The following is a 20972-nucleotide window of genomic DNA, read 5'->3' on the forward strand; positions in this document are numbered from 1 at the left end:
TTGAATCTCAAGGAGTTTTCCGTTTCGACTGCGCCGGAAGTGGGGCGAATTATAGACCTCTGGAATCTGCCGTCAACACCTATTTTCATATTTCTGTCATATCGGTTAAAAAGCCCCGAAAATGCGAAGGCCGACCTGAAAGGTCGGCCTCCTGCACATCCAGCTACTTATAAGCTAGGGAATGCGAACTGCGAAGCTTCATGGCTCGCACGTTGCGGCCAGCGCTGGGTGATCGCCTTGCGACGAGTATAGAAGCGCACGCCGTCCGGACCGTACGCATGCAGGTCGCCAAACAGCGAACGCTTCCAGCCGCCGAAGCTGTGATAAGCCACCGGCACCGGCAGCGGCACATTGACGCCGACCATGCCGACTTCGATCTCGTCACAGAACAGCCGCGCCGCTTCGCCGTCGCGGGTGAAGATGCAGGTGCCGTTGCCGTATTCGTGATCATTGATCAGGTGCATCGCCTCTTCCAGGCTGTTCACCCGCACCACGCACAGCACCGGCCCGAAGATCTCTTCTTTATAGATGCGCATCTCTGGAGTGACGTTGTCGAACAGGCAGCCACCGAGGAAGAAGCCTTCTTCATGCCCGGCGACGCTCAAACCACGACCATCGACCACCAGGGTCGCGCCCGCCGCCACACCGTCGTCCACATAACCGCTGACCTTGTCACGCGCCTGACCGGTAACCAACGGCCCCATGTCCAGACCGCACGAGGTACCCGCACCGATTTTCAGCGCTTTGATCTGTGGAACCAATTTCGCCACCAGCGCGTCCGCGACCTGGTCGCCAACACACACGGCCACCGAGATGGCCATGCAGCGTTCGCCGCAGGAACCGTAGGCCGCGCCCATCAGTGCACTGACCGCATTGTCCAGATCGGCATCCGGCATCAACACCGCGTGGTTCTTCGCGCCGCCCAGTGCCTGAACGCGTTTGCCGCGCTTGGTGCCTTCGGCGTAGATGTATTCGGCAATCGGTGTCGAACCGACGAAGCTCAGCGCTTTGACTTCCGGCGCTTCGATCAACGCGTCCACCGCCGTCTTGTCACCATGGACCACACTCATCACACCTTTCGGCAACCCGGCTTCCAGCAGCAACTGAGCGATCAGCAGCGTCGAGCTTGGATCGCGCTCGGATGGCTTGAGGATGAAGCAGTTGCCGCAGACGATCGCCAGCGGGTACATCCACAGCGGGACCATGGCCGGGAAGTTGAACGGAGTGATACCGGCCACAATCCCCAACGGCTGGAAGTCCGACCAGGCATCGATATTCGGGCCGACGTTGCGGCTGTACTCGCCCTTGAGGATTTCCGGGGCGGCGCAGGCGAACTCGACGTTCTCGATACCGCGCTTCAATTCACCGGCGGCGTCTTCCAGGGTCTTGCCGTGCTCTTCGCTGATCAGTTGCGAGATGCGCGCTTCGTTCTGCTCCAGCAATTGCTTAAAGCGGAACATCACCTGGGCGCGTTTGGCTGGCGGCGTGTTGCGCCAGGACGGGAACGCAGCCTTGGCGGCATCGATGGCTTTCTGAATGGTGGCCTGGCTGGCCAGTGGCAGTTTGTGAATTGCCTGACCGGTAGACGGGTTGAACACATCTACCGCGCGACCGGTTTCGGTCACCAGTTCGCCATTGATCAAATGCGGAATAACGCTCATCGAACACTCCTGAATTCTGGTCCGCAGGCGCCGTGAGAGGCGCCCGCACTTTTGTACATATATAGAAGGAAAAATCAGTCGAGCTTGTTCAGCACTTCGCCGACCGCGTCGAACAGACGATCGAGGTCTTGCGGCTTGCTGTTGAAGGTTGGGCCGAACTGCAGGGTGTCGCCGCCGAAGCGCACGTAGAACCCGGCTTTCCACAAGGCCATGCCCGCTTCGAAAGGACGCACGATGGCATCACCGTCACGCCCGGCAATCTGGATCGCGCCGGCCAGGCCGTAGTTACGGATGTCGATCACGTTCTTCGAGCCTTTCAGACCGTGCAGCGCGTTCTCGAAATGCGGCGCGACTTCGGCGACGCTCTGCACCAGGTTTTCCTTTTGCAGCAAATCGAGTGCTGCAAGACCGGCGGCGCAGGCCACCGGGTGCGCCGAATAGGTGTAGCCGTGGGGGAATTCCACGGCGTATTCCGGCGTCGGCTGGTTCATGAAGGTCTGGTAGATCTCGGAGCTGGCAATCACCGCGCCCATCGGAATCGCGCCGTTGGTGACTTGCTTGGCGATGCACATCAGGTCTGGAGTCACGCCGAAGCTCTCGGCGCCGAACATCGAACCGGTGCGGCCGAAACCGGTGATCACTTCGTCGAACACCAGCAGGATGTTGTGCTGATCGCAGATCTCGCGCAGACGCTTGAGGTAACCCTGCGGCGGAACCAATACCCCGGCAGAGCCGGCCATCGGTTCAACGAACACCGCAGCGATGTTGGAAGCGTCGTGCAGTTCGATCAACTTGAGCAGCTCATCGGCCAAAGCAATACCGCCCTGCTCCGGCATGCCACGGGAAAACGCGTTGCTCGCCAGCAGTGTGTGCGGCAGGTGATCGACATCCATCATCGCCTGACCAAACAGTTTGCGGTTGCCGTTGACGCCACCGAGGCTGGTGCCGGCGATGTTCACGCCGTGGTAACCACGGGCGCGGCCGATCATTTTGGTCTTGGTCGCCTGGCCTTTCAGGCGCCAATAGGCACGGACCATTTTCACCGCAGTATCGGCGCACTCGGAACCAGAGTCGGTGAAGAACACGTGGTTCAGATTGCCCGGGGTCAGTTCGGTGATTTTTTCTGCCAGCTGGAACGACAATGGATGGCCGTACTGGAAGCCCGGCGAGTAGTCGAGGGTGCCCAGTTGTTTCGAAACGGCTTCCTGAATTTCCTTGCGGGTGTGCCCGGCGCCGCAGGTCCACAGACCGGACAGCGAGTCGTAGATCTTGCGGCCCTTGTCATCGAACAGCCAGCTGCCTTCAGCGCCGACGATCAGACGCGGGTCGCGCTGAAAGTTGCGGTTGGCGGTGTACGGCATCCAGTGCGCGTCCAGCTTCAGTTGGCTGGCCAGTGGCGACGGCGCGTTTTCAGGCATGTTCATCGGGCAAAACCTCGCAGGGCATAAGCGTCAGGGAGATGGAAAGCGTTGTTGCAGCTAAATTGCCACGGCGATAAAGTCGGTGAAATCCAACTCTTCTAACCTTCAGTTAGATCATTGCTAAACAAAGAGAACAAGAAATGAGCAGCCGCCGCGCCGATCCATTGGCCCAGGTCAGTGATTTTGATATTCGCCTGCTGCGGATTTTTCGCAGTGTCGTGGAGTGTGGCGGCTTCTCCGCAGCGGAAACCGTGCTCGGCATCGGGCGCTCGGCGATTAGCCAGCAGATGAGCGATCTGGAACAGCGCCTCGGCTTGCGCTTGTGTCAGCGTGGCCGGGCCGGGTTTTCGCTGACCGAGGAAGGTCGTGAGGTGTATCAATCAGCGCTGCAATTGTTGAGTGCGCTGGAGAGTTTCCGCACTGAGGTCAACGGCCTGCACCAACACCTGCGCGGCGAGCTGATCATCGGCCTCACCGACAACCTCGTCACCCTGCCGCACATGCGCATCACCCACGCCCTCGCGCAATTGAAGGAGCGCGGGCCGGATGTGCAGATCCAGATCCGCATGATTGCGCCCAATGAAGTTGAACAAGGTGTGCTCGACGGGCGCCTGCACGTTGGCGTGGTGCCGCAGGCCAGCGCCTTGTCGGGACTGGAATATCAGCCGTTATACAGCGAGCGTTCGCTGCTGTATTGCGCGGTGGGTCATCCGCTGTTTTATGTCGACGACAAGCAACTCGATGATCAACGCCTCGACAGTCAGGACGCGATTGCGCCGACCTTCCGTTTGCCGGCAGAGATTCAGGCGCACTACCAGGCGCTCAACTGCACCGCCAGTGCCTCTGACCGTGAGGGCATGGCATTTCTGATTCTGACCGGACGCTACATCGGTTACCTGCCGGATCACTACGCCAATCTTTGGGTGCAGCAGGGGCGCTTGCGTGCGCTCAAGGCCGGCACGCGTTTTTACGATTTGAGTCTGGCATCGGTCACGCGCAAGGGGCGGCGCCCTCATTTGGTGCTGGAAAGTTTCCTCGAGAGTCTGGCCGCGACGCGATAGATAAGCGCGCAGAGCCCAGCCCGGCTGGGCCTCATCGACAGAATCCTGGAATAACCTGAGCAAGTGGACAGGTTTTTGCAGAGAAGGGGTAACTCTCCTTCAAGAAGCCAAAGCCATGCAGCCAGATTCCGATTCATCCAGTGAACTGATCTACGGCCTCAACGACCGCCCCAAACCACTCGCCGCCATTCTCGCCGCGCTGCAACACGTGCTCGCCAGTTTCGTCGGCATCATCACCCCGCCACTGGTGATCGGTTCCGCGCTCGGGCTGACCGCGCATCTACCGTACCTGATCAGCATGGCGCTGATGGTCTCGGGCGTCGGCACTTTTATCCAGGCGCGGCGACCGTTCGGCATTGGCGCGGGGATGATCTGTCTGCAAGGCACCAGTTTCGCGTTTCTCGGTGCGGTGCTGTCGGCCGGGTTTCTGGTCAAGCAGCGCGGCGGCAGCCCGGAAGATATCCTGGCGATGATTTTCGGCGTGTGCTTTTTCGGCGCAATCGTGCAGATCGTGCTCAGCCGTTTCATCGGTCAGTTGCGCCGAGTGGTGACACCGCTGGTGACCGGCATCGTCATCACGCTGATCGGCATCAGCCTGATCAAGGTCGGCATCACCGATCTGGGTGGCGGCTTCAACGCGCCGGACTTCGGCGCGCCGGGCAATCTGGCCTTGGGCGTGTTCGTGCTGCTGACGATCATTCTGCTTAACCGCTCGAATACGCCGTGGGTGCGACTGTCGGCGATCATCATCGGACTGGTGCTCGGCAGCCTCGCGGCGTGGTTCAGCGGGAAACTGGTCCCGCAGCCGTTGCCTGACTTGCCGCTGGTGAGTTTTCCTACGCCATTCAAGTTCGGATTCAACTTCGACTGGACCGCTTTCCTGCCGGTCGCGCTGATTTACCTGATCAGCACCATCGAAACCGTCGGCGACCTCACCGCCAATTGCATGCTTGCCCGCCAACCGATCAGCGGCCCTTCTTATATAAACCGCTTGCGCGGTGGCGTGCTCGGTGATGGCGTGAGCTGCATGATCGCGGCGACCTTCAGCGCCTTCCCCAACACAACGTTCGCGCAGAACAACGGCGTGATCCAATTGACCGGCGTTGCCAGCCGCTACGTCGGCCTGTACATCGGCGCGATCCTGTTCTGCCTCGGCCTGTTCCCGATGATCGGCGCGGTGCTGCAACAGATCCCGAAACCGGTGCTGGGCGGCGCAACGCTGGTGATGTTCGGCGCTGTGGCGGCGGCGGGCGTGCGTATTCTCGCGCAGTCACCGCTGGACCGGCGCAGCATGTTGATCATCGCCACTTCGTTCGGCGTCGGCCTTGGCATCGCCGCGCAACCGAACCTGCTGCACCTGCTGCCGAAACTGGTGCAGAACCTGTTCGACTCGGCGATCACCAGCGGCGGGCTGACGGCAATCGTCCTCTGTCTGTTGTTGCCGGAAGGCAAAACCGCCGAGACAAAAAGCCCCGCGTCATTGAACAAGATCGAACAGGCGTAACTGTTTTTCCGCGCCAGGACTTGTCGGATGCCTGTGGGTGCGCTATCAACGCAACTGGTTGCACCCACAGACAATCCCGGAAGTGCCTATGACCTTTGAAGTCCCAGCCCACGGCGGCAAACCCGCCAGCCGCATTCGTCAGAAGAACGAAGAGACCATTCTCAAAGCCGCCGAAGACGAGTTCGCCCGTCACGGGTTCAAAGGCACCAGCATGAACACCATCGCGCAGAATGCCGGGCTGCCCAAGGCCAACCTGCATTACTACTTCACCAACAAGCTCGGTTTGTATGTGGCGGTGCTGAGCAACATCATCGAGTTGTGGGACAGCACCTTCAACACCCTTACTGCCGAGGATGACCCGGCCGAAGCGCTGACCCGCTACATCCGTGCGAAGATGGAGTTCTCGCGGCGCCAGCCACAGGCTTCGCGAATCTTCGCCATGGAAGTGATCAGCGGCGGCGAATGCCTGAGCGAATATTTCAATCAGGACTACCGCGCCTGGTTCACCGGGCGCGCGGCGGTGTTTCAGGCATGGATCGATGCGGGCAAGATGGATCCGGTCGATCCGGTGCACCTGATCTTCCTGCTGTGGGGCAGCACCCAGCATTACGCCGACTTCGCCACACAGATCTGCCGCGTCACCGGGCGCAGCAAATTGACCAAGCAGGACATGGAAGACGCCGGCAACAACCTGATCCGCATCATTCTCAAAGGCTGCGGCCTCACTCCTTCTCTATAAGACGTTTATGCCTTTCACCCTCAGCGGTTTTTGCGAATACCGCGAAGAGATTCGCAAAAGCCGCTTCATCACTCTGGCGACGCCGATCAGCAGCCCCGCCGATGCGCAGGCGTTTTTCGAGCAGCACAGCGATTTGAATGCCACGCACAATTGCTGGGCGTGGAAACTCGGCGCGCAATACCGCAGCACTGACGACGGCGAGCCGGGCGGCACGGCCGGGCGCCCTATTCTGGCGGCGATCGAGGCGCAGGATTGCGATCAGGTCGCGGTGCTGGTGATTCGCTGGTACGGCGGCATTCAACTGGGCACCGGCGGTTTGGCCCGAGCCTATGGCGGTGGCGCCAACAAGTGCCTGCAAGCGGCGGAAAAAATCGAGCTGATCAGCCGCGTACCGCTGAGTTGCGCCTGTGGATTTGCCGAGTTGGCGCTGGTGAAGTTGCGCGTGGCCGATCTCGGTGGCTTGGTGGTGGAGGAAAACTTCACGGCCAATGGTGTTGAGTTGAAGCTGGCGGTGGGGGAAGCGCAGATCGAAGTATTGCAGAGTCAGTTGGCGGATCTGAGCCGTGGGCGGATTTTGTTGCAGCGGTAGGCTGCGATCTTTTAGGGCATCCCTCGTTTTCCTTATTCCACAGACTTGCCCACATCGGCTGTGCACCCGACTGTGGATAACCTGAGCACACACCGCTGTAACCCTTCTGTCATGCGGCTTTGCGCGATTTGTTCACTTTTCGTTCAAATGACCCGACGAAAGGGAAATCCAGCGTAAAAACAAACAGTTACCTTCGTTTATCACCATTAGAACAAAGCATCGCAGTGCTTATGCCCACCCTCGGCGCTTGCGCACAATTACTGTGGAGCAACCTGTGGATAAGCCGTTCATGACCGCCGCAGCCGCTGGATCTGTCTGGCTCCCAGGCAGTTGCTCGTTTTTTAACCAACTGCAAGCGGGCAAAACTGGAGCCTGTTCAATGGCTTTGCGCTGAATTGGTGCTTGATCGAAAGACAAAATGCCCGCCGATGCGCTGCTGTCGGCACTTGCGGGCTGGCTCCGCAAGCGTTCCTGACTCAATGGCCAGGAAATTGCTTTATCCACAGGCACAACTCCAAGTCAGTCGAGCCTGTCATGTCCATCGCCCCTTCCCCACCGCGCCTGCAACTGCGCCAGATCAGCAAACGCTACCCCGGTTGTCTGGCCAATGACGCCATCGACCTGAGCATCGCGCCGGGTGAGATCCATGCCCTGCTCGGTGAAAACGGCGCGGGCAAAAGTACGTTGATGAAGATCATTTACGGGGTCACCCAGTGCGACAGCGGTGAAATGCTCTGGGAGGGGCAGCGCGTGCAGATGCGCAATCCGGCGCAGGCGCGGCAGTTGGGCATTGGCATGGTGTTCCAGCATTTCTCCCTGTTCGAAACCCTCAGCGTGGCGCAGAACATTGCCCTGGCGATGGGCGCGGCGGCCGGCACGCCGAAGCAACTGGAGCCGAAGATTCGCGAAGTCTCGCGGCGTTACGGCATGGCGCTGGAGCCGGAGCGACTTGTCCACAGCCTGTCGATCGGCGAGCGCCAGCGGGTGGAAATCATCCGTTGCCTGATGCAGGACATCCGCCTGTTGATTCTCGACGAGCCGACCTCAGTGCTGACGCCGCAAGAGGCCGACGAGTTGTTCATCACCCTGCGGCGCCTTGCCGCCGAGGGTTGCAGCATTCTGTTCATCAGCCACAAGCTCGGTGAAGTGCGCGCCTTGTGCCACAGCGCCACGGTGCTGCGCGGCGGCCGGGTTGCCGGGCATTGCGTGCCCGCCGAATGTTCGGACCAGCAACTGGCGCAAATGATGGTCGGTGAAGCGGCGGCTTTGATTGGCGAGTATCCGAAGGTCAGCGGTGGCGCGGCGTTTCTGCAGGTGCAGGGTTTGAGCTGGCACAACCCGGATCCGTTCGGTTGCTCGCTGACCGACATCGACCTGCAAGTGCGTAGCGGTGAAATCGTCGGCATCGCCGGGGTCGCGGGCAATGGTCAGGATGAATTGCTCGCCCTGCTTAGCGGCGAACAGCCCTTGCCGCGCGCGCAAGCGGCGACCCTGCGCTTCGCAGATAGAAACGTTGCCGATCTGCGCCCGGATGCGCGGCGCAAACTGGGTTTGGCCTTCGTGCCGGCAGAACGCCTTGGCCACGGCGCGGTTCCTGAGTTGAGTCTGGCCGATAACGCCCTGCTCAGTGCTTTTCAGCACGGACTGGTCAGCCACGGGTTGATTCAACGCGGCAAAGTCGAAGCCCTCGCGCAGCAGATCATCCAGCGTTTCGGCGTGAAGCCCCCGGACACGCAAACCGCTGCGCGCAGCCTGTCCGGCGGCAACTTGCAGAAATTCATCCTCGGCCGGGAAATTCTTCAGCAACCGAAACTGCTGATCGCCGCGCACCCGACCTGGGGCGTCGACGTCGGTGCCGCCGCCACCATTCATCGCGCGTTGATTGCCCTGCGCGATGCCGGCGCGGCGATTCTGGTGATTTCCGAAGACCTCGATGAGCTGTTCCAGATCAGCGATCGCCTCGGCGCGCTGTGCGGCGGGCGTCTGTCGGCTCTTCAAGACACCGGCCTTACACAACTGAGCGATGTCGGCGCGTGGATGGCCGGCCAGTTCGATCACTCACCTCGCGCCGCTTCGGTTTAACGGAGTTTCAACATGCTGCTTTCTCTCGAACCCCGTGGCCAGCAATCGCGCCTGATGCTGTGGTGCTCGCCGTTATTGGCGGCGGCCCTGACCCTCGGCTGCGGCTCGCTGTTGTTCATCGCGCTGGGCCACGACCCACTGCAAACCTTGCACACACTGCTGATCGCACCGGTCAGCGATTTGTATGGCGTGTCCGAATTGCTGGTCAAGGCGCTGCCGATTCTGCTCTGCGCACTCGGCCTGGCGGTGGCCTATCAGGCGCGGATCTGGAACATCGGCGCCGAAGGCCAACTTCTACTTGGCGCCTTGGCCGGCAGTGCTGTGGCGGTGAACATTATTGGTATGCAAAGTCGCTGGGCGCTGGTGCTGATTCTGCTGACCGGCACGCTGGCCGGCGCCGCATGGGCCGGGCTCACCGCATGGCTGCGCACGCGCTTCAATGCCAACGAAATCCTCACCAGCATCATGCTCAACTACATCGCGCTGAACCTGCTGCTGTTCTGCGTGCACGGGCCGCTGAAGGATCCGGCGGGCTTCAATTTTCCCGAGTCGGCGATGTTCGGCGACGCCAGTCGTCTGCCGCTGCTGCTGGAGGACGGCCGCGTGCATGCCGGGGTGTATTTCGCCCTGCTCGCGCTGATTGCGGTGTGGGTGTTGTTGCAGAAAAGCTTCATCGGCTTCCAGATCAAAGTGCTCGGGCTGGACAAACGTGCGGCAGGTTTTGTCGGCTTCCGCGAGAAGCGCCTGATCTGGCTGGCGCTGTTGATCAGCGGTGGTCTGGCCGGGCTCGCCGGGGTCTGCGAAGTGACCGGGCCGATCGGCCAACTGGTGCCCCAAGTGTCGCCGGGCTATGGCTACGCGGCGATCACCGTGGCGTTTCTCGGACGGTTGAATCCGCTCGGCATTCTGTTCTCCAGTCTGCTCATGGCGCTGCTGTACATCGGCGGCGAGAGCGCGCAGATGTCGCTCAATCTGCCGCAGGCGATCACCCAATTGTTCCAGGGCATGATGCTGTTTTTCCTGCTCGCCTGTGACGTGCTGATTCTCTATCGGCCACGCCTGAAACTGCGCTGGACCCGGCGCGCCTCGACCCCTGCCGTAACCGCCGGAGCGCTGTGATGGATATCGATCTGTTGAGCAATATTTTCTACGCGATGGTCCGCTGCGGCACGCCGCTGTTGCTGGTGGCATTGGGTGAGTTGATCTGCGAGAAAAGCGGCGTCCTCAACCTCGGCCAGGAAGGCATGATGCTGTTCGGTGCGGTGATCGGTTTTATCGTCGCGCTGAACAGCGGCAACCTGTGGCTGGGTGTGCTGTTGGCGATGTTGGCCGGGATGTTGTTGTCGTCACTGTTTGCCCTGGTCGCGCTGGTGTTCAACGCCAATCAGGTGGCCACCGGGCTGGCGCTGACGATCTTCGGCGTGGGCCTGTCGACATTTGTCGGCGCGGCCTGGGTGGGTAAGCCGCTGGCAGGTTTCGAGCCTTTGGCGATTCCGTATCTGAGTGAGATCCCGCTGATCGGGCGGATGCTGTTTGCCCAGGATCTGCTGGTGTATCTGTCGTTCGCGCTGTTTGCGCTGGTGGCGTGGGTGATCATCAAAAGTCGTGTCGGCCTGATCATTCAAGCGGTCGGTGAAAATCCGGATGCGGCCAGCGCGATGGGCTTGCCAGTGCTGACCGTGCGTACCTTGGCGGTGTTGTTCGGCGGAGCAATGGCCGGGCTGGCCGGGGCGTATCTGTCGCTGGCCTACACGCCGATGTGGGCGGAAAACATGACCGCAGGGCGCGGCTGGATCGCTTTGGCGCTGGTGGTGTTTGCCAGTTGGCGGGTGTGGCGCTTGCTGCTCGGGGCGTATCTGTTCGGCCTCGCCAGCATCCTGCACCTGGTGGCACAGGGATTGGGACTGGCGATACCTTCGAGCCTGCTGGCGATGCTGCCGTATGTGGCGACGATTTTGGTGCTGGTGCTGCTGTCCCGCGACGCCGTGCGTACGCGATTGTATGCGCCGGTTTCGTTGGGGCAACCGTGGCAGTCAGGACACTGATCGTTGTCAGAGCGGGCCTCTTCGCGAGCAGGCTCGCTCCAACAGGGGATCTGAGTGAACACGGGCATATGTGGGAGCGAGCCTGCTCGCGAAAGCGTCCGCACAGGCAACACTTGAACCACGCCTCGTGATTGTTTCTGATCAAACACCCTCGAGAAACTCAAGAAGCCTGGAGTATGCTCCGGGATCAAGGCCTGTTTTTCGCCAAGCGCTGCAACTGCGCCTTGGTCAGGCGTGTCCATTGAATCCTGAATGCTGACTTTCAAGGAAACCCATCATGTCTCAGGCAAAAAACGCACTGATCATCGGCGCCTCCCGCGGCTTGGGCCTCGGTCTGGTGAAGACCCTGCTGGGCGATGGCTGGCAGGTCACCGCGACGGTGCGCAATCCGCAGAAGGCCGAGGCGCTGCAAGCGCTGGGTGACGTGCGCATCGAGAAGCTCGACATGGACGATCAGCAAGCGGTGATCGCTCTGAGCCAGAAACTCAAGGGCGAAACCTTCGATCTGTTGTTCGTCAACGCCGGGGTCAAAGGCCCGGACGTGCAGACGCCGGGCGGCGCGACACTGGCCGAGGTCGGGCAACTGTTTTTCACCAACGCGGTGGCGCCGATCAATCTGGCCCAGCGTTTCGTCGGGCAGATCCGCGACGGCAGCGGCGTGCTGGCGTTCATGAGTTCGGTGCTCGGCAGCGTGACCATGCCCGACGCGCCGGAGCTGGCGTTGTACAAGGCGAGCAAAGCGGCGCTGAATTCGATGACCAACAGTTTTGTCACGCAACTGGGTGAACAGAAACTCACCGTACTGTCGTTGCACCCGGGCTGGGTGAAGACCGACATGGGCGGCGAAGGTGCTGACTTGGATGTAGAGACCAGCACTCGCGGGCTGATTGACCAGGTCAATGCATTCACCGGCAAGGGCGGGCATCACTTCGTCAATTACAAGGGTGAAACGATTGCCTGGTAAGCACTGAAAATCCCGATGTGGGAGCGAGCCTGCTCGCGAATACGATCTGTCAGGTAAATCTGTATCGACTGACATGACGCCTTCGCGAGCAGGCTCGCTCCCACAGGGAGTGATGGTGAATGGTCGGGTGGCGCTTGCCCGGCGCTGCGATTTGTTTGAAACTGCGCGCCTCGTCCTTCGCGGCGACCCTGGATCAGCAGACAGGGCAACACTGAGCTGGCAACCCTGAACCCAACTTTCAGAGGAGCCGGCCACAATGCCTGCGACCCGTACCTGGTTAAAAAATCCCCTCGCCATTTTCACCTCCAACGAGCTTGATGCCCGTGGCGGTCTAGTCGTGCAAGACGGTGTCATCGTCGAAGTCCTCGCTGCCGGTCAGCAGCCGTCGGCGCCGTGCAATGAAGTGTTCGATGCCCGCGAGCATGTGATCCTGCCGGGCCTGATCAACACTCACCATCACTTCTATCAAACCCTGACCCGCGCCTGGGCGCCGGTGGTCAATCAGCCGCTGTTTCCGTGGCTGAAAACCCTGTACCCGGTATGGGCGCGGCTGACCCCGGAAAAACTCGCCCTCGCCACCAAAGTGGCGCTGGCCGAATTGCTGCTCTCAGGTTGCACCACCGCTGCGGACCATCACTATCTGTTCCCGGACGGTCTGGAAAACGCCATCGACGTGCAGGTCGAAACGGTGCGTGAACTGGGCATGCGCGCCATGCTCACGCGCGGCTCGATGAGCCTTGGCGAGAAGGACGGCGGCCTGCCTCCGCAACAAACGGTGCAGGAAGGCCAGGTGATTCTCGACGACAGCCAGCGGCTGATTCACGAGTACCACGAGCGTGGCGACGGCGCGCAGATCCAGATCGCCCTGGCGCCATGTTCGCCATTTTCGGTGACCCCGGAAATCATGTCGGCCAGCGCTGATCTGGCGAACAAACTCGATGTGCGTCTGCACACCCATCTCGCTGAAACCCTTGATGAAGAAGACTTCTGCCTGCAACGCTTCGGTCTGCGCACCGTCGATTATCTGGACAGCGTCGGCTGGCTCGGCCCGCGAACATGGCTGGCCCACGGCATCCATTTCAACCCCGACGAAATCGCCCGCCTCGGCCAGGCCGGCACGGGCATCTGCCACTGCCCAAGCTCGAACATGCGCCTGGCGTCCGGCATCTGCCCGAGCATCGAGCTGACCGACGCCGGCGCGCTGTTCGGTCTTGGCGTCGACGGTTCGGCATCCAATGATGCCTCGAACATGATCCTCGAAGCGCGTCAGGCCCTGTACATCCAGCGCCTGCGCTACGGCGCCGAAAAGATCACCCCGGAACGCGTGCTGGGCTGGGCGACCAAGGGTTCGGCGAGCCTGCTCGGTCGCAGCGACATCGGCGAAATCGCCGTGGGCAAACAGGCGGATCTGGCGTTGTTCAAGCTCGATGAACTGCGCTTCTCCGGTAGCCATGATCCGATTTCGGCGCTGTTGTTGTGCGGCGCGGATCGGGCGGATCGAGTGATGATTGGCGGCAAGTGGCGTGTGGTTGATGGGCAGGTTGAAGGGTTGGACCTGAAAGGTTTGATCGCCGATCACAGCCAGGCGGCTCGGCAGTTGATTGCCGGCACCTGAGTCACCGCCGTTCAAAACTGTGGGAGCGAGCCTGCTCGCGAAGAGGGAGTGTCAGACAACATGTTTGTTGGATGACACACCGTTTTCGCGAGCAGGCTCGCTCCCACATGGGTATCTGCCAGCCCTAAAGGCCCAGTAGGGACAGCATGATGAATGTGGCAAACAGCACAAAGTGCGTCATGCCCTCAATGGCGTTGGTCTCGCCGTCATTGAGGTTGATTGCGCTGACGATCAGGGTGATGAAGATCATCACCGTTTGCACCGGAGTCATCGCCATCTGAAATGGCTGGCCGGTGTACAGCGCCATCGCTTCCATCACCGGCACGGTCAGTATCACCGTCGACAGTGATGCGCCCATCGCAATGTTGACCACCGACTGCATGCGATTGGCCAGCGCCGCTCGTAATGCGGTGAGAATCTCCGGCGCGGCGGAAATCGCTGCCACCAGAATCGCCGTGATTACCGGCGGCGCGCCCGTGCCTTCCAGGCCCAGATCGAGGGTCTTGGACATCACCTCGGCCAGTGCGCCGATGATCGCCACCCCCGACACCAGAATGCCGACCGACAGCGCCAGGCTGACCGGTTTCGGCTCCTGCTCGACCGGCTCCTTTTTGCGACGTTTGTCCGGGTAGCTGTAGCTGAAAAAGTAACTGTGCGGGCCGACCTGCATGCGCAGGAACAGCGCGTAGAGCACCATCATCGCGCCAATGGTGAACGCCGAATACATCTTCCAGTTGGCCTCGGGAATGAACTCCGGCACCACCATCGACACGCCCATCGCAGTGAGGATCATGACGCTGTAGCTGCGCGCCGAATCGTCGTTGTAGGACTGTTCGCCGTGTTTGATCCCGCCCATCAGTGCGGCGAGGCCGAGGATGCCGTTGATGTCGAGCATCACCGCTGAATAAATCGTGTCGCGCACCAGTGTTGCCGAGGCTTCGTTGCTCATCATGATCGCCAGGATCACCACTTCGACCAGCACCGCCGAGAGCGTGAGGATCATCGTGCCGTAGGGGTCGCCGACCTTTTCCGCCAGCAGTTCAGCGTGATGAGCAACACGCATCGAAGCGGCGACAATAAAGGCGATCAGCAGCAGACCGCCGCCCAGCGCGACGATCTGGCCGCTGTGCAGCAGCCAGTGTTCCAGTGGATAAGCGACGCACGCGGCAAGGACTGCCAGCACCAGGAAGCTTTCTTGTTTGAGGATCGAGAGCATGACGGGCCTTTTGCCGAAAAGAGCTGATGAAGCTACTGACTGCCGCGCGCCGCTAACGTTTCGTTACATCTTTGCGCACCACGCGATGGCAGCTGGATTCAGGCATGCACTTTTATTGGCCTTGCCGGCCTCTTCGCGAGCAGGCTCGCTCCCACATTCAAATGCGTCCCCTGTGGGAGCGAGCCTGCTCGCGAAGGCCGCGCCGCGTTTTCGAATGCGTTTGTTGTCCTGTTGGTCAGCAATTTGCATTGGCCCTGAGCACACACAACAAAATGGAGTTCGGGTTCATGCCAATACGTCCGCTGCACAAACTGCTGTACGCCGCCATCGGTCTGGGAATCAGCCTGAGCGCCAGCGCTGCCGATCCGCTGAAGGTCGGTTTCGTCTACATCGGCCCGATCGGTGACCACGGCTGGACGTATCAGCACGAACAGGGGCGCAAGGCCCTGGCGGAAAAACTCGGCACGCAGATCACCACCAACTATGTGGAAAACGTCGCCGAGGGCGCCGACGCCGAGCGGGTGATCCGCAACATGGCCAAGGACAAATACGACCTGATCTTCACCACGTCTTTCGGCTACATGAACCCGACAGTGAAAGTCGCCAAGCAATTCCCCAAGGTCACTTTCGAACACGCCACAGGCTACAAGCAGGACAAGAATCTCGGCACTTACCTGGCGCGCACTTACGAGGGCCGTTACGTCGGCGGTTTCCTCGCGGCGAAGATGACCAAGACCAAGAAGATCGGCTACGTCGCCTCGTTCCCGATTCCGGAAGTGATCCGCGACATCAACGCCATCCAGCTGGCCCTGAACAAGTACAACCCTGGCACCGAAATCAAAGTGGTGTGGGTCAACTCCTGGTTCGATCCGGGTAAGGAAGCCGACGCCGCCAACGCGCTGATCGATCAGGGCGTCGACGTGGTGTTCCAGCACACCGACAGCCCGGCGCCGATCCAGGCCGCCGAACGGCGCGGCGTGTATGCCGTGGGCTATGCCTCGGACATGGCCCACTTCGGCCCGAAAGCGGTGCTGACCTCGATCGTCAACGACTGGGCGCCACACTACATTCAGGCGACGCAGAGCGTGATCGATCACACCTGGAAATCTCAGGATTACTGGGGCGGGTTGAAGGAAGGCACGGTGGAACTGCCGATCAGCGATCTGGTGCCGGCGCCGGTGAAAGCCGAAGCAGAGCAGTTGATCGCCGACATCAAGAGCGGCGCATTGCAGCCTTTTACCGGGCCGATCAAGGATCAGGCCGGTGTGGAAAAAATCCCCGCGGGCGTGAGCGCGACCAATGCGGAACTGGCTTCGATGAATTATTACGTTGAGGGCATGAAGGCCGAGATGCCGAAGTAGTCCCCCGATTCACCACACAAAACCCTGTGGGAGCGAGCCTGCTCGCGAAAGCGGTGTGTCATTAACAAAAATGTTGTCTGACACTCCCTCTTCGCGAGCAGGCTCGCTCCCACATTGGAAACACAGCGTATTCAAGGATTGTGTATGGATCAGCTTCCGATCATTGATATCAGCCCGCTCTATAGCGACGACGAAAACGCCTGGCCTGCGGTGGCCGAACAAATCGACCAAGCCTGTCGCGAGTGGGGCTTTTTCTACATCAAGGGCCATCCGATCTCGGCGCAGCGCATCGACGCCCTGCTCGATCACGCCCAGCGCTTCTTTGCATTGCCAGCCGCAGAAAAACTGAAGATCGACATTACTCAGACCCGCCACCATCGCGGCTACGGCGCGATTGCCACAGAGCAACTGGACCCGGACAAACCCAGCGATCTCAAAGAAACTTTCGACATGGGCCTGCATCTGCCGGACGAACATCCCGAGGTGCTCGCGGAAAAACCTTTGCGCGGCCCCAATCGGCATCCGGCGCAACCCGGCTGGGAAACGCTGATGGAGCAGCATTACCTCGACATGCAGGCGCTGGCGCAAACCCTGTTGCGGGCGATGACCATTGCGCTGGGCATCGAGCGCGACTTCTTCGATTCGCGCTTTGTCGACCCGGTCAGCGTGTTGCGCATGATCCATTATCCGCCGCGTCACACCGCCAGCTCCGCCGAGCAACAAGGTGCCGGCGCCCACACCGATTACGGCTGCATCACCCTGCTCTATCAGGACAGCGCCGGCGGTTTGCAGGTGAAGAACGTCAATGGTGAATGGATCGACGCGCCACCGATTGACGGCACGTTCGTGGTCAACCTCGGCGACATGATGGCGCGCTGGAGCAACGACCGTTATCGCTCGACCCCGCACCGGGTGATCAGCCCGCTGGGCGTGGATCGCTATTCGATGCCGTTCTTCGCCGAACCGCACCCGGACACGCGCATCGAATGCCTGCCCGGTTGCCAGGACGCACAGCATCCGGCGAAATATCCGACCACCACCTGTGCCGAATTCCTGCTGTCGCGCTTCGCCGATACCTACGCCTATCGCCGTGAACAAGAGGCGGTTTGATCGATCACCTGGTCAGGTTTTGCCAATTGTTGCGGCCAGCCTCTGTAGAATGCCGGCATTGCACCTGATGAGAAAAGACTATGTACGACTGGCTCAACGCCTTGCCCAAAGCCGAACTGCACCTGCATCTGGAAGGTTCGCTGGAGCCTGAACTGCTGTTCGCCCTGGCCGAACGCAACAAGATCGCCCTGCCGTGGAGCGACGTCGAAACCCTGCGCAAGGCTTACGCCTTCAACAATCTGCAGGAATTTCTCGACTTGTATTACCAAGGCGCCGATGTGCTGCGCACCTCGCAGGACTTCTACGACCTGACCTGGGCCTACCTGCTGCGCTGCAAAGCACAGAACGTGATTCATACCGAACCGTTCTTCGATCCGCAGACCCACACCGACCGGGGCATCCCGTTCGAAGTGGTGCTCAACGGCATCGCCGCCGCGCTCAAGGATGGCGAGACGCAACTGGGCATCAGCAGCGGTTTGATCCTCAGCTTCCTGCGCCACCTCAGCGAAGACGAAGCGCAGAAAACCCTCGATCAGGCGCTGCCGTTCCGTGATGCGTTTGTCGCGGTCGGGCTCGACAGTTCCGAGATGGGCCACCCGCCGAGCAAATTCAAACGTGTCTTCGATCGCGCCCGCGACGAAGGCTTCCTCACCGTCGCCCACGCTGGTGAAGAAGGCCCGCCGGAATACATCTGGGAAGCCATCGACCTGCTGAAAATCCAGCGCATCGACCATGGCGTGCGCGCCATCGAAGACGAGCGCCTGATGCAGCGGATCATCGACGAGCAGATTCCGCTGACCGTGTGCCCGCTGTCGAACACCAAGCTCTGCGTGTTCGATCACATGTCGCAGCACAACATCCTCGACATGCTCGAGCGCGGCGTGAAGGTCACGGTGAACTCCGATGACCCGGCGTATTTCGGCGGGTACGTGACCGAGAACTTCCATGCGCTGCACGAGCATCTGGGCATGACCCAGGATCAGGCCAAGCGCCTGGCGCAGAACAGCCTGGATGCGCGGTTGGTAAAACCGTAAGCAACACCGCAAAACCAATGTGGGAGCGAGCCTGCTCGCGAAGAGGGAGAGTCAGTCAACATTTTCGTTGAATGAAACACCGCTTTCGCGAGCAGGCTCGCTCCCACATTCATATCGATGTTCACTCGGTAAGCTCTTCCAGGGTCTTGCCCCGCGTCTCCATCCCGAACAGCCACACCACGCCCGCCGCAATCGCGAAGCACGCCGCGCCCAGCGCGAACACCCCGCCCTGCCCGGTAATCGGGAACACCAGCCCGGTCACCAGTGGCCCGAGCAGTGAGCCGACGCGGCCGATGGCTGAGGCGAATCCCGAGCCGGTTGCCCGCGCTGAAGTCGGATACAGCTCTGGCGTGTAGGTGTAGAGCACCGCCCACATGCCGAACAGGAAAAACTGCATCAACAATCCGGTGCCGATCAGCAACGCGACGTTGCCGCCGAACACCGCACTCTGCCCATACAGAAACGCCATCACCCCGCCGCCCAGCAGGGTGACGATGCACACCGGTTTGCGCCCCCAACGCTCGACCAGCCACGCCGCCATGAGGAAGCCGGGAATCCCGCCGAGCGAGATCAGCACCGTGTAGTACACCGACTGCGTCACGGCGAAACCCGACTGCTGCAGCAATGCGCTGAGCCAGGAAGTCAGCCCGTAGAAGCCCAACAATGCGAAGAACCACAGACTCCAGATCATCGTTGTGCGCTGGCGATATTGCGGCGACCAGATCTGCTTGAGTGCCGAGAAGAAATTACCCGGCGGCGTCACCGTGCGTGGCAAACGAACCGGTTCCGGTAACGCCGCACCGCCCAGCGAAGCACGCACCCGCGCTTCAATGCCGTTCAACACTTTGTCCGCGTCGGCGTCGCGCCCGGCCTGTTCCAGCCATCGCGGTGATTCAGGGATGAAAAAGCGGATCGCCAGGACAAATACCGCCGGCACTGCCAGCACCAGGAAAATATCGCGCCAGCCAATCAGCGGCAGTAGGAAGTACGAGAGCACCCCCGCCGCGACAAACCCCAGCGGCCAGAAGCCGTCCATCAGGGCGATGTAGCGCCCGCGCCGTTGTGCTGGAATCAGCTCCGAGAGCATCGACTGCGCGATGGGAAACTCCATACCCATGCCAATTCCGAGCAGGATGCGAAACAGCGTCAGCGTCTCCACCGTCTGCGCCGTCGAACACAGGTAACTGGCCACGCCCCACAACACGATGCTCCACTGAAACACCGGTTTGCGCCCGAAGCGGTCGGCGAGCATTCCCGACAGCGACGCCCCGAGCACCATGCCGAAGAAGCTCGAACTGGCCAGCAACCCCGCTTGCGCACTGCTCAGGCCGAACTCGGCTTTGATCGAGCCGAGCAGGAAAGTCATCATCGCCAGATCCATGGAGTCGAAGAAAAACGCCAAGGCTATGATGATGAAAATGACGCGGTGATAACTGCTGAGCGGCAGCCGTTCCAGGCGCTCAGCCGCACTAAAGCGTTGTGTATTCATGTTGTGCTCCCCCATCCGAAAAATCCCCGGATCGAGTGTGCGCGATGGTCATACAGAGGTCGTACTGGATGCGACCTGTTCACAGCCGTGGACGACGTCAGCCTTCAGCTCATCGCCGAGCAACGCTCTAGAACGCTGTTTCCAGCTCGGTTTCCTTGGCAAAGCGATGGATTTCGCGCTGGCCGGTGGCGGTCAACTGCAAGGCGCGGGAATCGTTGGGCAAGGTCAGCCAGCCGGACTGCATGAACAACTGCAACAGCGCCGCGCCCAGTGAGCCGCCCATGTGCGGACGGCGCTCGCTCCAGTCCGGGCAGGCGCAGGCGACCTGCACGTTGCGGTGGGCCAGGGCCTGGATGAACACACCGCGCTGGGCCAGTCGGGTGGAGCCCTTGTGCGTCACCACCACCCGCTGCTCAAGCTGTTCGATCCAGCCGGCATCGAGCAGGCGCTGATACAGATCGGCCGCCAAAGTACCGCCCAGATGATCGTCGCAGAACCGCGCGCGCAACAGCGAAGACGGCGCCGCCTGTGGTCTGACCATGGGAGCCGTGCGTTTCAGCGCATCAGGGATTTGCCGTGGCGCGCTGGCAATGGTGGCGCTGGCCAGTGCTTCGATCGCCGCGCCGATTTCCGGTGCCGCCAGGCGAAAGAAGCGTTTGCGCCCACGCATTTCGATGTTCAACAGCCCCCCTGCGGACAGGCGTCCCAGATGCGCACTGGCCGACGACGGCGAGAGCCCGGCCAGCAGCGCCAGCTCTTCGGCTTGCCGCGCCGAGCCATCCATCAACGCCCACATCATCGCGCTGCGCTTGGGGTCGGCCAGCAATGTCGCGATCTGGCTGATGCACGGTGCATGTTCCATATGTTCACTCCCTGTTGAATCGTATCGTCTACCGCTCGGAGACATCCTGGCCGGTTATGGGGCATCGGCCAACACGCGAAAATCGCCCGGGATCGGTGGCAAGGGATGCCACCGACACCAGCTGCTCCGGCACACAACCTGGCAGCAGAAGTAGCAACCGTCACCAAAAGCCGGCAACGCGTTACGGGGTCTGCGCGCCGGGTGTCAGTGCAGGCATGA

Annotated in this window: 17 protein-coding genes; 12 read left to right on the plus strand and 5 right to left on the minus strand. The window is 60.9% G+C overall.

Going from position 1 to position 20972, the window contains the following annotated elements; translation table 11 throughout:
* Positions 1-167: 167 nt before the first annotated feature.
* Both V8J63_RS26235 and V8J63_RS26240 read right to left on the minus strand, forming a co-directional pair.
* Positions 168-1661, minus strand: a complete 1494-nt coding sequence (locus V8J63_RS26235) for a CoA-acylating methylmalonate-semialdehyde dehydrogenase (RefSeq protein ID WP_336464872.1) — start codon at positions 1659-1661, stop codon at positions 168-170.
* 74 nt (positions 1662-1735) lie between these two features.
* Positions 1736-3085, minus strand: coding sequence for an aspartate aminotransferase family protein (locus tag V8J63_RS26240; RefSeq protein ID WP_064362892.1), 1350 nt, complete (start codon positions 3083-3085; stop codon positions 1736-1738).
* Between the two features lie 137 nt (positions 3086-3222).
* Here V8J63_RS26240 and V8J63_RS26245 point away from each other — a divergent pair, with 137 nt between their 5' ends.
* The 9 genes from V8J63_RS26245 to V8J63_RS26285 all read left to right on the plus strand — a co-directional run bounded on the left by V8J63_RS26245 (position 3223) and on the right by V8J63_RS26285 (position 13681).
* Complete coding sequence (locus V8J63_RS26245) at positions 3223-4143, plus strand: LysR family transcriptional regulator (RefSeq protein ID WP_016771807.1); 921 nt, start codon at positions 3223-3225, stop codon at positions 4141-4143.
* Between the two features lie 115 nt (positions 4144-4258).
* Positions 4259-5647 carry a uracil-xanthine permease family protein gene (locus V8J63_RS26250; RefSeq protein WP_336464873.1) on the plus strand — a complete coding sequence of 463 codons (1389 nt, stop codon included), beginning with the start codon at positions 4259-4261 and terminating at the stop codon, positions 5645-5647.
* Between the two features lie 88 nt (positions 5648-5735).
* Positions 5736-6386 (plus strand): TetR/AcrR family transcriptional regulator, encoded by a 651-nt coding sequence (locus V8J63_RS26255; RefSeq protein WP_024011475.1) that lies wholly within the window; start codon positions 5736-5738, stop codon positions 6384-6386.
* Between the two features lie 7 nt (positions 6387-6393).
* Positions 6394-6975 carry an IMPACT family protein gene (locus tag V8J63_RS26260; protein ID WP_125917571.1) on the plus strand — a complete coding sequence of 194 codons (582 nt, stop codon included), beginning with the start codon at positions 6394-6396 and terminating at the stop codon, positions 6973-6975.
* Positions 6976-7509: 534 nt separating this feature from the next.
* A complete protein-coding gene (locus tag V8J63_RS26265; RefSeq protein WP_336464874.1) occupies positions 7510-9057 on the plus strand; it encodes an ABC transporter ATP-binding protein in 1548 nt (515 codons plus the stop codon).
* 12 nt (positions 9058-9069) lie between these two features.
* A complete protein-coding gene (locus V8J63_RS26270) occupies positions 9070-10176 on the plus strand; it encodes an ABC transporter permease (RefSeq protein ID WP_336464875.1) in 1107 nt (368 codons plus the stop codon).
* Positions 10176-11102, plus strand: coding sequence for an ABC transporter permease (locus tag V8J63_RS26275; RefSeq protein WP_041479652.1), 927 nt, complete (start codon positions 10176-10178; stop codon positions 11100-11102). Before V8J63_RS26270 ends, V8J63_RS26275 begins: the two co-directional genes overlap by 1 nt.
* A gap of 277 nt (positions 11103-11379) precedes the next feature.
* Positions 11380-12066: an SDR family oxidoreductase gene (locus V8J63_RS26280; protein ID WP_039764086.1), complete on the plus strand. Its 687-nt coding sequence runs from the start codon at positions 11380-11382 to the stop codon at positions 12064-12066.
* A 256-nt stretch (positions 12067-12322) separates the two neighbouring features.
* Positions 12323-13681 (plus strand): 8-oxoguanine deaminase, encoded by a 1359-nt coding sequence (locus V8J63_RS26285; RefSeq protein ID WP_016771813.1) that lies wholly within the window; start codon positions 12323-12325, stop codon positions 13679-13681.
* Between the two features lie 124 nt (positions 13682-13805).
* Here the strand turns inward: V8J63_RS26285 and V8J63_RS26290 are convergent, their stop codons facing one another.
* A complete protein-coding gene (locus V8J63_RS26290) occupies positions 13806-14897 on the minus strand; it encodes a calcium:proton antiporter (protein WP_336464876.1) in 1092 nt (363 codons plus the stop codon).
* A 287-nt stretch (positions 14898-15184) separates the two neighbouring features.
* On the opposite strand from V8J63_RS26290, the gene V8J63_RS26295 reads away from it, so the two are divergent.
* From V8J63_RS26295 to V8J63_RS26305, 3 genes are all read left to right on the plus strand, one after another.
* Positions 15185-16258: a BMP family ABC transporter substrate-binding protein gene (locus V8J63_RS26295; protein ID WP_016771815.1), complete on the plus strand. Its 1074-nt coding sequence runs from the start codon at positions 15185-15187 to the stop codon at positions 16256-16258.
* A gap of 144 nt (positions 16259-16402) precedes the next feature.
* Entirely contained in the window at positions 16403-17368 is a 966-nt protein-coding gene (locus tag V8J63_RS26300) for a 2-oxoglutarate and iron-dependent oxygenase domain-containing protein (protein ID WP_130928022.1), read from the plus strand.
* 80 nt (positions 17369-17448) lie between these two features.
* A complete protein-coding gene (locus V8J63_RS26305; protein WP_024011466.1) occupies positions 17449-18402 on the plus strand; it encodes an adenosine deaminase in 954 nt (317 codons plus the stop codon).
* Between the two features lie 121 nt (positions 18403-18523).
* Here the strand turns inward: V8J63_RS26305 and V8J63_RS26310 are convergent, their stop codons facing one another.
* Together V8J63_RS26310 and V8J63_RS26315 are read right to left on the minus strand one after the other, a co-directional pair.
* On the minus strand, positions 18524-19891 hold the full coding sequence (locus V8J63_RS26310) for an MFS transporter (protein WP_125926203.1): 1368 nt from the start codon (positions 19889-19891) through the stop codon (positions 18524-18526).
* Between the two features lie 127 nt (positions 19892-20018).
* The gene (locus V8J63_RS26315; RefSeq protein WP_016771819.1) at positions 20019-20753 is read right to left on the minus strand and encodes an ArsR/SmtB family transcription factor; all 735 of its coding nucleotides are present in this window, start codon (positions 20751-20753) and stop codon (positions 20019-20021) included.
* Positions 20754-20972: the final 219 nt, after the last annotated feature.

The sequence above is a fragment of the Pseudomonas sp. CCNWLW23 genome (assembly GCF_037095675.1).
GTDB classification, from domain to species: Bacteria; Pseudomonadota; Gammaproteobacteria; order Pseudomonadales; family Pseudomonadaceae; genus Aquipseudomonas; species Aquipseudomonas atacamensis.

Excerpts from the sequence above, each read along its gene's own strand:
- V8J63_RS26265 (WP_336464874.1), top strand. The coding sequence starts at position 7,510 with ATGTCCATCGCCCCTTCCCCACCGCGCCTGCAACTGCGCCAGATCAGC.
- V8J63_RS26290 (WP_336464876.1), bottom strand. The coding sequence starts at position 14,897 with ATGCTCTCGATCCTCAAACAAGAAAGCTTCCTGGTGCTGGCAGTCCTT.
- V8J63_RS26285 (WP_016771813.1), top strand. The coding sequence starts at position 12,323 with ATGCCTGCGACCCGTACCTGGTTAAAAAATCCCCTCGCCATTTTCACC.
- V8J63_RS26295 (WP_016771815.1), top strand. The coding sequence starts at position 15,185 with ATGCCAATACGTCCGCTGCACAAACTGCTGTACGCCGCCATCGGTCTG.
- V8J63_RS26250 (WP_336464873.1), top strand. The coding sequence starts at position 4,259 with ATGCAGCCAGATTCCGATTCATCCAGTGAACTGATCTACGGCCTCAAC.
- V8J63_RS26255 (WP_024011475.1), top strand. The coding sequence starts at position 5,736 with ATGACCTTTGAAGTCCCAGCCCACGGCGGCAAACCCGCCAGCCGCATT.
- V8J63_RS26245 (WP_016771807.1), top strand. The coding sequence starts at position 3,223 with ATGAGCAGCCGCCGCGCCGATCCATTGGCCCAGGTCAGTGATTTTGAT.
- V8J63_RS26275 (WP_041479652.1), top strand. The coding sequence starts at position 10,176 with ATGGATATCGATCTGTTGAGCAATATTTTCTACGCGATGGTCCGCTGC.
- V8J63_RS26315 (WP_016771819.1), bottom strand. The coding sequence starts at position 20,753 with ATGGAACATGCACCGTGCATCAGCCAGATCGCGACATTGCTGGCCGAC.
- V8J63_RS26300 (WP_130928022.1), top strand. The coding sequence starts at position 16,403 with ATGGATCAGCTTCCGATCATTGATATCAGCCCGCTCTATAGCGACGAC.
- V8J63_RS26240 (WP_064362892.1), bottom strand. The coding sequence starts at position 3,085 with ATGAACATGCCTGAAAACGCGCCGTCGCCACTGGCCAGCCAACTGAAG.
- V8J63_RS26270 (WP_336464875.1), top strand. The coding sequence starts at position 9,070 with ATGCTGCTTTCTCTCGAACCCCGTGGCCAGCAATCGCGCCTGATGCTG.
- V8J63_RS26310 (WP_125926203.1), bottom strand. The coding sequence starts at position 19,891 with ATGAATACACAACGCTTTAGTGCGGCTGAGCGCCTGGAACGGCTGCCG.
- V8J63_RS26305 (WP_024011466.1), top strand. The coding sequence starts at position 17,449 with ATGTACGACTGGCTCAACGCCTTGCCCAAAGCCGAACTGCACCTGCAT.
- V8J63_RS26235 (WP_336464872.1), bottom strand. The coding sequence starts at position 1,661 with ATGAGCGTTATTCCGCATTTGATCAATGGCGAACTGGTGACCGAAACC.
- V8J63_RS26280 (WP_039764086.1), top strand. The coding sequence starts at position 11,380 with ATGTCTCAGGCAAAAAACGCACTGATCATCGGCGCCTCCCGCGGCTTG.
- V8J63_RS26260 (WP_125917571.1), top strand. The coding sequence starts at position 6,394 with ATGCCTTTCACCCTCAGCGGTTTTTGCGAATACCGCGAAGAGATTCGC.